Annotated in this window: 12 protein-coding genes; all 12 read right to left on the bottom strand. The window is 64.2% G+C overall.

Features of this window, described 5'->3' with window-relative positions; genetic code table 11:
• Positions 1-37: 37 nt before the first annotated feature.
• The 12 genes from ACLFKU_RS18405 to ACLFKU_RS18460 all read right to left on the bottom strand — a co-directional run bounded on the left by ACLFKU_RS18405 (position 38) and on the right by ACLFKU_RS18460 (position 13,097).
• Positions 38-1,504 (bottom strand): aspartate/glutamate racemase family protein, encoded by a 1,467-nt coding sequence (locus tag ACLFKU_RS18405; RefSeq protein ID WP_410850015.1) that lies wholly within the window; start codon positions 1,502-1,504, stop codon positions 38-40.
• Positions 1,501-2,796: a dicarboxylate/amino acid:cation symporter gene (locus ACLFKU_RS18410; protein WP_410850016.1), complete on the bottom strand. Its 1,296-nt coding sequence runs from the start codon at positions 2,794-2,796 to the stop codon at positions 1,501-1,503. Before ACLFKU_RS18410 ends, ACLFKU_RS18405 begins: the two co-directional genes overlap by 4 nt.
• Positions 2,797-2,984: 188 nt before the next feature.
• Positions 2,985-3,905: a LysR substrate-binding domain-containing protein gene (locus tag ACLFKU_RS18415; protein ID WP_410850017.1), complete on the bottom strand. Its 921-nt coding sequence runs from the start codon at positions 3,903-3,905 to the stop codon at positions 2,985-2,987.
• A 94-nt stretch (positions 3,906-3,999) separates the two neighbouring features.
• On the bottom strand, positions 4,000-5,475 hold the full coding sequence (locus tag ACLFKU_RS18420; RefSeq protein WP_410850018.1) for an NAD-dependent succinate-semialdehyde dehydrogenase: 1,476 nt from the start codon (positions 5,473-5,475) through the stop codon (positions 4,000-4,002).
• Between the two features lie 59 nt (positions 5,476-5,534).
• Positions 5,535-6,242, bottom strand: coding sequence for a GntR family transcriptional regulator (locus tag ACLFKU_RS18425; protein ID WP_410850019.1), 708 nt, complete (start codon positions 6,240-6,242; stop codon positions 5,535-5,537).
• Between the two features lie 11 nt (positions 6,243-6,253).
• On the bottom strand, positions 6,254-7,342 hold the full coding sequence (locus ACLFKU_RS18430) for an ABC transporter ATP-binding protein (RefSeq protein ID WP_410850020.1): 1,089 nt from the start codon (positions 7,340-7,342) through the stop codon (positions 6,254-6,256).
• Positions 7,343-7,370: 28 nt separating this feature from the next.
• Positions 7,371-8,165, bottom strand: a complete 795-nt coding sequence (locus ACLFKU_RS18435) for an ABC transporter permease (protein WP_410850021.1) — start codon at positions 8,163-8,165, stop codon at positions 7,371-7,373.
• Position 8,166: 1 nt separating this feature from the next.
• The gene (locus tag ACLFKU_RS18440) at positions 8,167-9,051 is read right to left on the bottom strand and encodes an ABC transporter permease (RefSeq protein ID WP_410850022.1); all 885 of its coding nucleotides are present in this window, start codon (positions 9,049-9,051) and stop codon (positions 8,167-8,169) included.
• A 75-nt stretch (positions 9,052-9,126) separates the two neighbouring features.
• Entirely contained in the window at positions 9,127-10,158 is a 1,032-nt protein-coding gene (locus tag ACLFKU_RS18445) for an ABC transporter substrate-binding protein (RefSeq protein WP_368583858.1), read from the bottom strand.
• Positions 10,159-10,268: 110 nt separating this feature from the next.
• Positions 10,269-11,237: a flavin reductase gene (locus tag ACLFKU_RS18450; protein ID WP_410850023.1), complete on the bottom strand. Its 969-nt coding sequence runs from the start codon at positions 11,235-11,237 to the stop codon at positions 10,269-10,271.
• Entirely contained in the window at positions 11,230-12,159 is a 930-nt protein-coding gene (locus ACLFKU_RS18455) for an alpha/beta fold hydrolase (RefSeq protein WP_410850024.1), read from the bottom strand. Before ACLFKU_RS18455 ends, ACLFKU_RS18450 begins: the two co-directional genes overlap by 8 nt.
• A 251-nt stretch (positions 12,160-12,410) precedes the next feature.
• Entirely contained in the window at positions 12,411-13,097 is a 687-nt protein-coding gene (locus ACLFKU_RS18460; RefSeq protein ID WP_410850025.1) for a GntR family transcriptional regulator, read from the bottom strand.
• Between the last annotated feature and the right edge of the window lie 129 nt (positions 13,098-13,226).

Below are 13,226 nucleotides of genomic sequence, written 5' to 3' on the forward strand. Positions count from 1 at the left end.
TGCAGGTCCGTCGCGTTGAATGGGTGATGCGGTTGGGTTATCGAGGCGGCGCGGTCGCGCAGGCGACGCACTGCTTCGCGAGCACATCGGTCGGATCGACGACGCTCACGCGCGCGCCGTTCGCGCCGATCACATAGGGCTCACGCAGCAGCAGCGGCAGTTCCGTGCAGCCGAGAACGATTACTTCTACGCCTTCGGCGATGAGCCCATCGATCGCCGCGGCGAGGTCTTGCTGGCACTGCCCGGCGGTGAATCCGGCCTTCACGCCTTGCTTGCCGTAAATCGCGTCCATCACGCGCGCCTGCAGCGCGGGTGACGGCACGACCTGCCGCAAACCCTGCGATTCGAGCGCCTTCTGGTAGACGCCGCTCGCGAGCGTGCCGGAAGTCGCGAGCACACCGACCGAGCGCAGCGCGGGAAACGACTCGCGCAGATAACGCACCGTCACCGTCAGCATATTGACGATCGGCACGCCGAGATAAGGCTGAATCCGCTCGACGAAGGCATGTGCGGTATTGCAAGGAATCGCGATCAGATCCGCGCCGCCCGTTTCGAGCTTCTTGCAGGTCGCGTACAGCGAGATGGTCGGGTCCGGTCCGTCGCCGATCAGATTCTCCGTGCGATCCGGGATCTGCGGGTTCTGCTCGACGAGCAGCTTGATGTGGTCCTGATCGCGCTGCGCGGGCGTCGCGCGCACGATCTTGTGAATGAAATCGACGGTGGCCGCCGGACCCACGCCGCCCACCACGCCGACCTTGAAGATCGTCTCCGGCGTGTGGTACTGGCCGGACACGACATATTGCGCGTAAGCCAGGTTCGAATCGACGAGCGGCACACGCAACGCACCCAGTTCGTCCGCGACCAGCGCGATCTCGGTGAGCCCCGGCACGATCACATTGGCGCCCTGCGCGATCAGATCTTCGCAAGCCGCGCGCAGCAACTCGACCGGACGGCCACGCAGATTGCCGCTCTTCACGCCATCCTCGCCATAGACCGCTTCGGTGACGAAATCCGTTCCGTCGCTGATACGCGGATGGATCACTTCGAATTCGGGCGCCGCGAAGTACTTCTCGAACAGACGCTTGCGCCGCGTATAGGCCGACGCGAGTACGCCCACGCGGCGTACCGCGGGAAATCTTCTGCGCACGTGGCTGCGCACCGCCTCGACCATATCGACGATTTGCAGCGGCGAATTGGCTTTCAGTTCGTCGATGAACGTGTGGCTCAGGAAGCACGGCAGCACGACTGTCGTCACGCCGCGCTTCTCGAAACTGCTGATCAGATCGAAGATGTACAGCTTGCGCTGCGTCAATGTCTCGCTGTCGGCATCGGCGCTGCGAAACGGCTGCTGCTCGAAAATCGCATCGAAGTGCTCGGCGTCGCGCGTGGCCGGCGTCGATTTGATCAGTTTGAAGAACACGTCCGCACTCGCGAGCGGGCCGAGCCCGCCCACCACGCCGAACTTGCGCGCGCTCGTGGCAGCGGTTGCATCGATGCCGCTCATTTCGTCTCGCCTTCGAGCTGACCGAACGAAGCCGTCGCGATCGCCGCGCGGCGCTCCTGGCGCGCCACGCGCTTGCCTTCCCACTTCGCGATGGCCGCCGTCGCGATGCTGTTGCCGATCACGTTGGTCGCCGTGCGCCCCATGTCGAGAATCTGGTCGATCGCGAGCACCAGCACGACGCCCGATGGCGGCAGATGAAACATCGGCGCCACCGCCGCGACGACGACCACCGAGCCGCGCGCGACGCCCGCCATCCCCTTGCTGCTCACCATCAGCACCAGCAGCATCACGATCTGCGTGCTGATCGGCATGTCGATGCCGAACGCCTGCGCGATGAAGATCGCGGCGAACGCCTGATACATCATCGAGCCGTCGAGATTGAACGCATAGCCGAGCGGCAACGTGAAGCCGACCACTTTCTTGTCGACGCCGAATTCCTCCAGCTTCTCCGTCAGGCGCGGATACGCAGCCTCGCTGCTCGCGGTGGAGAACGCCAGCATCGCGGGTTCGCGGATCGCTTTGAGCAAGGCCCAGATCGGCTTGCCGAGAAACGCGTAGCCGGCAAGAATCAGCGCCGCCCACAGCAGCGCGAGCCCTGTATAGAAGCTCGCGACGAGCTTGCCGTACGTGGTCAGCACGTCGAGACCATGCACCGTGATCGCCGAGGCCAGCGCGCCGAACACACCGAGAGGCGCGAGACGCATTACGTAATCGGTCAGTTTCAGCATGGTGGGCACGAGCGCTTCGACGCCCGCGATCAGCGGCGCGACGCGCGGGTCCGACTTGATCACGCTGAGCACGATGCCGAACAGCACCGAGAAGACGAGGATCTGCAGGATATCGTTGCGCGCCATCGCATCGATGATGCTGGTGGGGAACGCGTGCGTGACGAAGTCCTTGAAGTTCAGGCTCGACGTATTGAGGCCGGTGGCCACGTCAGCGCTCGTCTGGGCCATGTGCAAACCCGCGCCCGGTTGCAGCAGATTCGCCAGCACGAGGCCGAGCGCGAGCGAGAACAGCGACGCGCACAGGAACCACGCGATCGAGCGCAGGCCGATGCGGCGCACGTCGCTGGTGCCTTCCATGCCGGCGAGACCCGACACGAGCGTGGCGAACACGAGCGGCGCGATGATCATCTTCACGAGCCGCAGGAAGATATCGGTGATGATCGAAAAGTAGCCGGCGATCTCCTTCGCGTGCGCGGCATCGGCCGCCGTGCGATGGCAGACATAGCCGACAGCCACGCCGAGCAGCATGCCGGCGAGGATGTAGAGGGTGAGCCGATTCTTCATGTGTCTCCGTCCAGGGATGGCGCACGAACGGTCGGCATCGACCGGCGCGCGCTCGGGAATGGCCGGCACATCGCATGTCGATGTACCGCTTTTTTGTGTCTGGACGGAATTCTAGAGACGGCAGAACCGCCTTGAATGCTAGTGTTGCATACGGCTATGCAAGTTTCGCATAACGCGGGATAACCCTATCAGCGCTGCTCGGCGGGCCCCGACGAAGCCCGAAGATGCCGCCACAGCGTATCGAGCAGTTCGCTGCGATTCGTCAGATCACGGTACACGCGCAACTCCAGTTGCAGTTGCCATTCCGAGCGGCCGGCGGCGACGAGTTGGCCGCTGTCGAGTTCGGCGGCGATCGAGCTCTTCGGCAGCCATGCGACGCCCTCGCCTTCCAGCACGAGCTTCTTCACGACCTCGGCCATGTCGGACTCGTAATGAAGATGCAAGGCGGGCGACGCTTTGCTTTGCTCCATCAGCAACTTGAAGCAGCGCCCAAAGTAGCTGGTCTCCGTATAGGCGATGAACGGCATCGGATGTTCGATCAGGCCCGGCAGACGGTACACGTGCGCAAGCCGCTGGTTGGGCCTGCATACCGGCATGAAGGTGTCGACGCCCACGGTCACGCATTCGTACCTGGCCGGATCGAGATGCAACGGCAGCTGCGGATGGTGATAAGCGAACATTAGCTCGCAGTTGCCGTTGACCAGCATCAGTATCGAATCGTGCACATTTGCCGGAATCACGCGCGCGCGTACTTCGCCGACATGCTTCGACAGCGTGCGCAACCACGCTGGCAGGAAGTTCAGCGCGATCGTGTGGCCCGCCGCGATCTGCAGGCTCGTGCCGGCAATGCGCTGTTCGGTGCGAATGATCGCGCGCGTGTCGAACAGCTTTTCGAGGATGTCTTCGGCCGCGTCACGAAACAGTTGGCCTGCCGGAGTCAAGGTCGGCGGAAAGCCGGTACGGTCGACGAGATCGGCGCCGACCCATTGTTCGAGCTGCTGAATCCGTCTGCTGAAACCCGACTGCGTGACGTTGCGAAACTCCGCCGCGCGGGAAAAGCTCTGATAGCGGGCGAGCGCGATGAAGTCTTCGATCCACTTGATTTCCATCAGCCATCGGTCTCCGGTCCGGCGACGAATCGGCTCGCCGCTGCGCCCGCAATTCTACGCTTGGCCGTGCCGCGCGCTGACTATCGGAGCGAGGTCAAACCGCCATGCACAGGTACTTGATCACGAGATAGTCATCGATCCCGTAGTGCGAGCCTTCCCTGCCGAGACCCGACTGCTTCACGCCGCCGAACGGCGCCACTTCGTTGGAGATCAGGCCGGTGTTGATGCCCACCATCCCGTATTCGAGTTGTTCGGCCACGCGCCAGATGCGGCCGATATCGCGGCTGTAGAAGTAGGCGGCCAGACCGAACTCGGTGTCGTTGGCGAGCCTCACCACTTCTTCGTCGCTCGAGAAACGGAACAGCGGCGCGAGCGGGCCGAAGGTCTCGTCTTTCGCCACGGCCATCTGCGCGGTGACGTTGGTCAGCACCGTGGGCTCGAAAAAGCCGTGGCCGAGCGCGTGTCGCTTGCCGCCGGTGACAAGCGACGCCCCTTTGCCGAGCGCATCGGCGATGTGCGCTTCGACCTTGCTGAGCGCCGCGTCGTTGATCAGCGGACCCAGCGTGACGCCGCCCTCCATACCGTGCCCGACCTTCAGGGCTTCGACTGCCGTAGCCAGCTTCGACGCGAACGCGTCGTACACCCGCTCATGCACGTAGAAGCGATTCGTGCACACGCAGGTTTGCCCGTTGTTGCGGTACTTCGATGCAATTGCGCCTTCTACCGCTGCATCGAGATCGGCGTCGTCGAATACGATGAACGGCGCATTGCCGCCCAGTTCGAGCGTGACCTTCTTCACCGTGGGCGCACTTTGCGCCATCAGCAATCTGCCCACCCCGGTCGATCCGGTGAACGACAGCTTGCGAACCACTGAACTGCTCGTCATCGCCCCGCCGATTGCCTTCGGATCGCCGGTCACGACGTTGAGCACGCCCTTGGGCACGCCGGCCCGCTCGGCCAGAACCGCGAGCGCGAGCGCGGAGAACGGCGTGGCTTCGGCGGGCTTCACGACGATCGGGCAGCCCGCCGCGAGCGCCGGGCCCACCTTGCGGGTAATCATCGCGTTCGGAAAATTCCACGGCGTGATCGCGGCGCACACACCGATCGGCTCCTTGAGGACGACGAGCCGCTTGTCCGATGCCGGCGTCGCGAGTGTGTCACCGGCCACGCGTTTGCCTTCCTCGGCGAACCACTCGATGAACGACGCGCCGTAAGCGATTTCGCCTTTCGCTTCGGCGAGCGGCTTGCCCTGTTCCGCGGTCAGGATCAGCGCGAGGTCGTCGGCGTTCTCGATTATCAGCTCGTACCAGCGGCGCATCACGACCGCGCGCTGCTTGGCCGTGCGGGCTCGCCACGCTGGCCACGCGGCGTTGGCCGCATCGATTGCCCGCGTCGTTTCGGCCTCGCCCATCGACGGAACGCTGCCGAGCGTTGCGCCCGTTGCCGGGTCCGATACGTCGAAGCTCGCACCCGAGTCGGCCGGGCACCATTGCCCGTCGATATAAGCCTGATGGCGCAGAAGCGCCGCGTCCTTCAACAGGGTCTTCAATTCCACGTTGCTTTCCTTCATTACACAAAATGCGGTTGATGCGATGTTCCGCGCGCCGGTTGATTGGAAACGCCCGAGTGCTAGCGCGCCTGACGCCATACCGCCTGCTCGTGCCCTTCCGCCAGCAGCTTGCGGGCGATTTCGGCCACCCGGTGCACATGCGCAATCGCGGCCTCGCGCGCGGCCGAGGTATCGCGCGCCTCGATGGCCGAAAGAATCCGGTGCATCTCGTCGACGGCCTGGCGGCCGCGGTCGTCGGAAGCGATCGTCAGCGCTCTGAGCCGGTTGATGCGCGCGGTCAGCGACTGCACGATCTCCCAGGCCACATGCTTTTTCCCGCTGATGAACATGCGTTCGTAGAACGCCGAAGTGAGTGCCCTGACGGCCCGATGATCCTGCGCTTCGAACGCCGCCTGGATCTGCTCGATGAAATCAGCCAGATCGGCAACTGTCTGCTCGTCCGCATGCTGAGCGCACGCCATCGCCGCCTCGCCTTCGAGCAGCGCGCGTATCTCGTAGATCTCCGCCGCCGTATCGAAGTCGAGCACGGCGACGATCGGCCCCTGGTTCTGTATCGAGTCGACGAGCCCTTCCGTTTCCAGATGCCGCAACACCTCGCGCACCACGGTGCGGCTCACGCCGAGAATCTCGCACAGCGAGCGCTCGACGAGCCGCTCGCCGGGATGGAAATGGGCCTCAAGGATCGCCGTGCGCATTTTTTCGAGCGCGAGTTCGCGCAAGGTGGTCGTCGGGCGTTGAACCTTCAGCGATGGCAGTGCGCCGCTCATGACAGTCGCCGTTATGCTTGAGCGAACAGGCGCACATCGCGTGCGTCCCAGTCGACGAGCGCCTGGGTGCCGATCGCGATACCGCTGTCGTGCCGATGCGCGGCCGGCATCCGGATCGAGATTTCCTGCTGCCACGGCGTCGCCACCGCGTAGTGCATCGCGTCGCCGAGATACGTGATATCACGCACCGTCACAGGCAGGCCGCTCGTGCCGCTGGCAGTTTGCAGCGCGCTGATGCGCATCTGCTCGGGGCGGATCATCAAGGTGCCGTCGTCGCCCGCGGTGAGCGCGGGACTGAAGGCGTCCGACGCGATCTCGTGACCGTTCGGGAACACGCCGTTCATGCGGCCGTCGGTGTTCTTCGTGACCTTCACCGGCAAAAAATTCGAATTGCCGATGAAGCTCGCGACGAAGCGCGACGCCGGGTTCGCGTACAGCTCTTCACCGGTGCCCACCTGCTCGATGCGGCCTTTGTTGAACACCGCGATGCGGTCGGACAGGCGCAGCGCTTCCTCCTGGTCGTGCGTGACGTAGAGGATCGTCACGCCCGTCTCCTGGTGGATGCGGCGCAATTCGAGCTGGATTTCCTCGCGCAGCTTCTTGTCGAGCGCCGACAGCGGCTCGTCCATCAGCAGCACGGGCGGATCGTAGGCGAGCGCGCGAGCAATCGCCACGCGTTGCTGTTGCCCACCCGACAACTGCGCGGGCATCCGGTCGCGGCACTCGGACAGATGCACGAGCTTGAGCATCTTGTCGACTTTCGCGTTGATCTCGGCTTGCGGGCGCCGGCGCACGCGCAGCGGAAACGCCACGTTCTCACCCACGGTCAGGTGCGGAAACAGCGTATATCGCTGAAACACCATGCCGATGTTGCGCTTGTTCGGTGCGACCGCCAGCAGCGGCTTGCCGTCGAGCAGCACGCGGCCGTCGGAGGGCTCCTGAAAGCCCGCGACGATATACAGCGTCGTGCTCTTGCCCGAACCGGACGGTCCGAGAAAGGTCATGAACTCGCCCTTGCGCACATCGAGGGAAACCTGGTCGATGGCGACGACGTCGTCGTAGGTCTTGCGCAGACGCTGGATTTGCAGGAATGCAGTCATGGCTTGTTTACCTCGCTGATTACGTCGATTAGCGCGCGCGGCGCAGCACGGCGCCCGCCAGCATCAATACGGTCGTCAATGCGACGAGCAGTGAAGACGCCGCCGCAACGACGGGCGTCAGGTCCTGCCGCAGCGTCGACCAAATACGCACGGGCAGTGTTTGCAAGGTCGGGCTCGACATGAAGATCGACACCACGACTTCATCCCACGACGCCAGAAACGCGAAGATCGCGGCGGCGAACAGGCCGAGCCGGATCGCGGGAAGGGTCACGCGCAGCTTCACGGTCAGCGGCGACGCGCCGCAGATCAGCGCGGCATCTTCGAGCGCCGTATCGAAGCTCACCAGCGAGTTGCTGATGGAGATGATCGAGAACGGCAGCGCAATGATCAGATGGCCGATCACGAAGCCGGTCATCGTGCCGTTCAGGCCGATGCGCAGAAAGAACGCATACAGCGCGACGGCCAGAACGACGACGGGCAGCACCATCGGTGTCAGGAAGAAGCCTTTCACCGCTTCACGGCCGCGGAACTTGCCGCGCACCAGCGCAAGCGACGCTAGAATACCGAGCAGCACCGAAAGCGCCATCACGATCACCGCCAGCTTCGCGCTCGTCAGCAGCGAATCGATCCAGCCCGCGTCCGTGAAAAGCTGCCTATACCACTCCAGCGTCCAGCCCGGCGGCGGGAAGATCAGCCACTGCGAATCGCCGAACGACAGCGCGACGATGAACAGGATCGGCAGCAGCAGAAACAGTGCGACGGCCGCGCCTATCGCCACCAGTGCCCAGCGAAGCCCGCCGAGACGATCGAAATCGAGCAACATGTCAGCGTCCTCCCTGAATTGCACGCGCACTGCCGGTGAAGCGCAATTGCAACGCATAGAGCACCAGCGTCACGCTCAGCAGTACGAAAGCGGCGGCACCGGCGAGGCCCCAGTTCAGCAGTTCCTGCACGAGCTGTGCGATGAGTTCGGCGAGCATCATGTAAGACGGGCCGCCGAGCAGCGCGGGTGTGACGAAGTAGCCGAGCGCCATCACGAATACCATCAGCGCGCCGGATGCCACGCCCGGCATCGCGAGCGGCACGAGGATGCGCCAGAACGCCTGCCAGCGGCTCGCACCGCAAACCGCGGCGGCGCGCAGCGTCGACGGATCGATGCCGCGCAGCGTCGCGTGCAGCGGCATCACGAGGAACGGCAGCATGATGTACGTCATGCCGATCGTCACGCCGGTGAGGTTGTTCACGAGCGCGAGCGGCTCGTGAATCAGGCCGATCGCCATCAGCGCGCGGTTGATCGGACCCGTGCCCTGCAACAGCACCATCCACGCGAAAGTCCTTGCGAGCAGGTTGGTCCACATCGACAGCAGCAGGATCGCGAATAGCAAAGAGCTGAGCTTGCGCGGCGCGATCGCGAGCAGCCATGCCATCGGAAAGCCCACTAGCACCGTCACGAGCGTGACGACCGTCGCGACGAGAAAGGTATTGCCGAACACGCGTAGGTACGTGGTCGAACCAACCAGTTGCTGATAGTTCTCCAGTCCCGGCGTCGGCTCGAGCACGCTGCGCAATAGCAGCGACAGCACCGGCAGCAGGAAGAAGATCAGCAGCAGCAGCATGGCCGGCGTCAGCAGCCATATGCTGCGCCAGTCGCGCCGCTTGCGCGCGGCCGTCGCGGGCGGATGCGCGACGGTACTCATTACGTTGGGCATGATGTCTCCTGCTCGGTGTCTCTGTGCGCGCCGGTTCACTGCGCGGCGCTCGGCTCTAACGTCGGTCCGTGCGGCTTATTTCGATTGCCATGCGTACCAGCGCTTCGCAATCGCGTCGCGGTTGTCGGCCCAGTACTTCATGTCGAGATTGATCTGCGAGTCCTTGTACTGGTCGGGCAGCGTCTTCGCCATCGCGGCCGGCATCAGCGCGGCCGACTTCACGTTGATCGGTGCGTAACCCGTCTCCGCGGCGAATTTCGCCTGCGCCTGCGGGCTCGTCGCGGCCGCCAGATACTTCATCGCTTCCGCGCGATGCTTGGCGCCCTTCGGAATCACGAGCATGTCGGCGGCGGTCAGGTTCTGGTTCCACGAAATGGCCACCGGCACACCGGTCTGCGCGAGCGCGTGCAAGCGACCATTCCAGAACATCCCGATCGGCGCTTCGCCCGATGCGAGCAGTTGCTGCGATTGCGCGCCGCCGCTCCACCAGACGATGTCGCCCTTGATCGTGTCGAGCTTCTTGAACGCGCGATCGAGGTCGAGCGGATAGAGCTTGTTCGGCGGCACGCCGTCGGCGAGCAGCGCGATTTCCAGCACGCCCGGTGCCGACCATTTGTAGAACGTGCGCTTGCCGGGGAATTTCTTGGTGTCGAACAGATCAGCCCACGTCTGCGGCTGTGCGCCCGTGTACTTCGACTTGTTGTAGCCGAGCACGAACGAGTAATAGAAGCTGCCTACCGCGTCCGGCGTCGCGAAGCGCGGGTCCAGTTCGTCCTTCTTCACGACCGAGTAGTCGATCGGCTCGATCAGGCCGGCCTTTTGCGCGGCGTACGCGAAGTCGCCCTCCACATCGACGACGTCCCAGCTCACGTTGCCGCTATCGACCATTGCCTTCAGCTTGCCGTAGTCGGTCGGGCCGTCCATCAATACGGTGATGCCGCTCGCCTGCGTGAACGGCTGCGCCCAATTCTTCTGTTGCGACGACTGCGTGGTGCCGCCCCAGCTCGTGAAGACAATCGGGTCTGCGGCGAGTGCGGGCGCTGCCGCGAACGCCGTCGCGCAAGCAACGAACAACGGTGCGATAAACGGAATGCTTCTGCTGCTCATGTCTGTCTCCGGGATACGGTTGGGTGTTGCTTCGTCGGTCCGGCGGCGAGAAAACGCGCCGGCTTCATCGTTGTGAGTTGTGAGTTTTGGGTTGCAGCGGTGCCGCGCTGTCAATGCGCGAGGCCGACCGGCTGCACGGTGCCGGCTTCGCTGTCGCCGACATAAATGCCGAACGCGTCCTGTCTGCGTTCGCGCTCATAGCGTTCGAGCATCGAGCGCACGGCGGCGTCGCTCACGTCGTCCCACGGAATCTGGGACAGCGGCACGATGCGCACGCTGCTGTCGAGCCACGGCGAGCCGTTCGGAATCACGCGGCCGCGATAGTAGATATGCACGCCGGGCTCCTTGCCGCTGCCGTCCTCGAATACCGCGAACAGGAAGTCGAGATGCACGCGCAGGCCGAGCTTCGCGAGCACGCCGTGCAGGCTCGCGGGGTCGGTGGCCGGGTCGAGCTTGATGCCGGTTGGCAGCCCCAAACCTTTGCCGGTGTCGACGAGCACCAGCCCGTCGCGATGCTCGAGGATCGCGCCGACTTTCGCGCGCGCACCCGCCGCGGCCAGCGCGTCCTGCGACAGGCTGAAGTTCACGTACGCGCCGCGGCAGTAGCCAAGCGGCGACGAACTCGTTTGCACGAAGTCCACCACGCGACCGATCAGGATGATGTGATCGCCCGCATCGACCACTTGATGCGTCGTGCAGTCGAAGCTCGCCGCTGAGCCATCCATTACCGGTGCACCCGTTTTGCGCGTGCTCCACGGCACTTGCGAGAATTTGTCCGCGGCCTTCGAAGCGAACACGCCCGACACATGCTTCTGGTCTTCGGCGAGCACGCTGACCGCGAAGCGGTGCGTGTCCGAGAACACCGCATAACTCGCCGCGGTCTTCGCGATGCACACGAGAATCAGCGGCGGATCGAGCGATACCGACGTGAACGAGTTCGCCGTAAAGCCGCGCGGCGAGCCGTCTGCCTGGATCGTCGTGACGACGGTGACGCCCGTCACGAAAGCGCCGAGCGCGCGTCGAAAATCGACGATATCGAAAGCGGGTTGCGCGCTCGGGGCGGTAATCGACTCAGCCATGGCGTTCTCCGGTTGGTACTGCGACTGCGGTAGTTGCTGCGTTCGTTGCTGTGGTCGTTGCGGGCTTCTTCCGTCGCAGCGCCGATGCTTCGACGAGGAAAGCGAGCAGGCTTGCGTTCACGCGCTCCGGGTCGGTGACGTTCATCATGTGGCGCGCGTTCGCGATGATTTCGGCGCGGCCATGCGGTGCCGCCGCGGCCATCGCCCGCGACATCTGCGCGCTCGAATTCGGGTCGCCCTCGCCCGTCAGAAATAGCGCGGGAACCGCGAGACTCGCGAGACGCCCGACATGCGCGTCGTCCGAGCAGGCGAACAGACGGTAGGTGCGCGCGTAGCCCACCGGATCGACGGCAAGCAGCAGCGCGCGCACCGCCCGCGCGGCCTGGGTGAGATGTCCCGGAATGGGATCGCCGAACCAGCGCGACAGTGTTCCGTCCACCCCGGTGTCGGCACGCGCATCGCCGAGCGTGGCCGCGCGCGTCATCACCGCCTCGCGCTGCGCCGGCGTGCGGTCGTACACCGCGTTCAACGCGGCGACGCTCAGCGTGCGCTCGGGGTGGGTCAGCGCGAATTCGAGCGCGACCAGCGCGCCCATCGAGTGCCCCACCACGTGCGCGCGCTCGATCCGCAGCGCGTCGAGCAGCGACGCGAGCTGCGCCGCGTATTCGTCGAGCGAGGGCTCCGCGCTCGGCAGCACGCTGTCGCCGTGCCCCAGCATGTCGTAGACAACGACGCAAAACGATTCGGCTAACGCATCCATCTGCGGCGCCCACACGCTCTGATTCATCCCCACGCCGTGGATCAGCACGACGGTTTCGGCGGCGGCGTCCGATTGCGGCGCGTACACGCTGTAGCAGGTGCCCGCGGTTCGGCCACGCTGACCATGCGAAATCACGCGCGTCGGCGATAAATCGGGCTTCATCGGACACGCTCCACTTCGAACGTCATTGGGTTCTCCTTTCAGGCTTCGAGCCGCAATACAAAATCGATGAGATTATGGTATGCCATCTTATGGCCTACGCCAATGCATGGCGTATTATGGAATACCATGATATTGGAGGGAGTTGCTCAGGCACGCTTTGGGCTAAGCGTTGTGTGTTTGGCTGATCAAACAAACAAAAAAAGGCCGCCGGCAGATGCCGGCGGCCTTGATGGGGCGGCTGCGGATGGGGTTTAGGCGTCGCCGGTCGCTTCGTTCTGCTCCGCAAGAACCGTCAAAGCCAGTTCCGACACCCGCTTGATATGCGCGAACGACGCTGCGGAAGCCGCGTCGCCGTCGCGCCGCTCGATCGCGTCGAGCAGCAGGTTCATCTCGCGGTTCGAGTCGCCGCCGCGGCCCGGCGTTGCGATGGTCAATGCGCGCAGCCGGTTGATGCGCGCGTTCAGCGACGTGACGACCGCCAGCGACACCTGTTTGTTGGCGGCTTCGAACAGCGTTTCGTAGAAGCGCTCGGTATACTCCAGCACGCGCGGCAGATCGCGTTTCTCGAACGCGTCTTCGATGACTGCGCGGATCTCGCGCAGTTGCCGCACGACTTCTGGCGTCGCGTTCTCGGCGCAGGCCCGCGCGGCGTTCGCTTCGAGCAGCCCGCGCAATTCGTAAATCTCGCCGACCTGTGCGGGGTCGAGCCGCGCGACGATCGGACCTTGCCGCGCGACGATCTCGACCAAGCCTTCGGTCTCCAGATGCCGCAGCACCTCGCGCACGACAGTGCGGCTCACGCCAAGCTCGTCGCACAGCGTGCGTTCGACGAGACGGGTGCCCGGCCGGAAATACCCCTGGACTATCGCGGCGCGCAGTTTGTCGAGCGTGAGTTCACGCAAGGTTTTGACATTGCGGTCGATTTTGAGGTCGTGCATAGGCGGCAGTGGGACGATGGACGAAGGCCCCCACCAAGGGCGCGGGCGTGGAATGCCATATTATGACTTATCCGGCGTCCAGGCTTGCACACGAGGGCACAATCCGCCGCCCAGTGGTTCTTTGCAAAG

The sequence above is a fragment of the Paraburkholderia sp. EG304 genome (genome assembly GCF_046543485.1).
Classification (GTDB): Bacteria; Pseudomonadota; Gammaproteobacteria; order Burkholderiales; family Burkholderiaceae; genus Paraburkholderia; species Paraburkholderia youngii.

Excerpts from the sequence above, each read along its gene's own strand:
- ACLFKU_RS18455 (WP_410850024.1), bottom strand. The coding sequence starts at position 12,159 with ATGAAGCCCGATTTATCGCCGACGCGCGTGATTTCGCATGGTCAGCGT.
- ACLFKU_RS18420 (WP_410850018.1), bottom strand. The coding sequence starts at position 5,475 with ATGAAGGAAAGCAACGTGGAATTGAAGACCCTGTTGAAGGACGCGGCG.
- ACLFKU_RS18415 (WP_410850017.1), bottom strand. The coding sequence starts at position 3,905 with ATGGAAATCAAGTGGATCGAAGACTTCATCGCGCTCGCCCGCTATCAG.
- ACLFKU_RS18440 (WP_410850022.1), bottom strand. The coding sequence starts at position 9,051 with ATGCCCAACGTAATGAGTACCGTCGCGCATCCGCCCGCGACGGCCGCG.
- ACLFKU_RS18430 (WP_410850020.1), bottom strand. The coding sequence starts at position 7,342 with ATGACTGCATTCCTGCAAATCCAGCGTCTGCGCAAGACCTACGACGAC.
- ACLFKU_RS18460 (WP_410850025.1), bottom strand. The coding sequence starts at position 13,097 with ATGCACGACCTCAAAATCGACCGCAATGTCAAAACCTTGCGTGAACTC.
- ACLFKU_RS18425 (WP_410850019.1), bottom strand. The coding sequence starts at position 6,242 with ATGAGCGGCGCACTGCCATCGCTGAAGGTTCAACGCCCGACGACCACC.
- ACLFKU_RS18450 (WP_410850023.1), bottom strand. The coding sequence starts at position 11,237 with ATGGCTGAGTCGATTACCGCCCCGAGCGCGCAACCCGCTTTCGATATC.
- ACLFKU_RS18405 (WP_410850015.1), bottom strand. The coding sequence starts at position 1,504 with ATGAGCGGCATCGATGCAACCGCTGCCACGAGCGCGCGCAAGTTCGGC.
- ACLFKU_RS18445 (WP_368583858.1), bottom strand. The coding sequence starts at position 10,158 with ATGAGCAGCAGAAGCATTCCGTTTATCGCACCGTTGTTCGTTGCTTGC.
- ACLFKU_RS18410 (WP_410850016.1), bottom strand. The coding sequence starts at position 2,796 with ATGAAGAATCGGCTCACCCTCTACATCCTCGCCGGCATGCTGCTCGGC.
- ACLFKU_RS18435 (WP_410850021.1), bottom strand. The coding sequence starts at position 8,165 with ATGTTGCTCGATTTCGATCGTCTCGGCGGGCTTCGCTGGGCACTGGTG.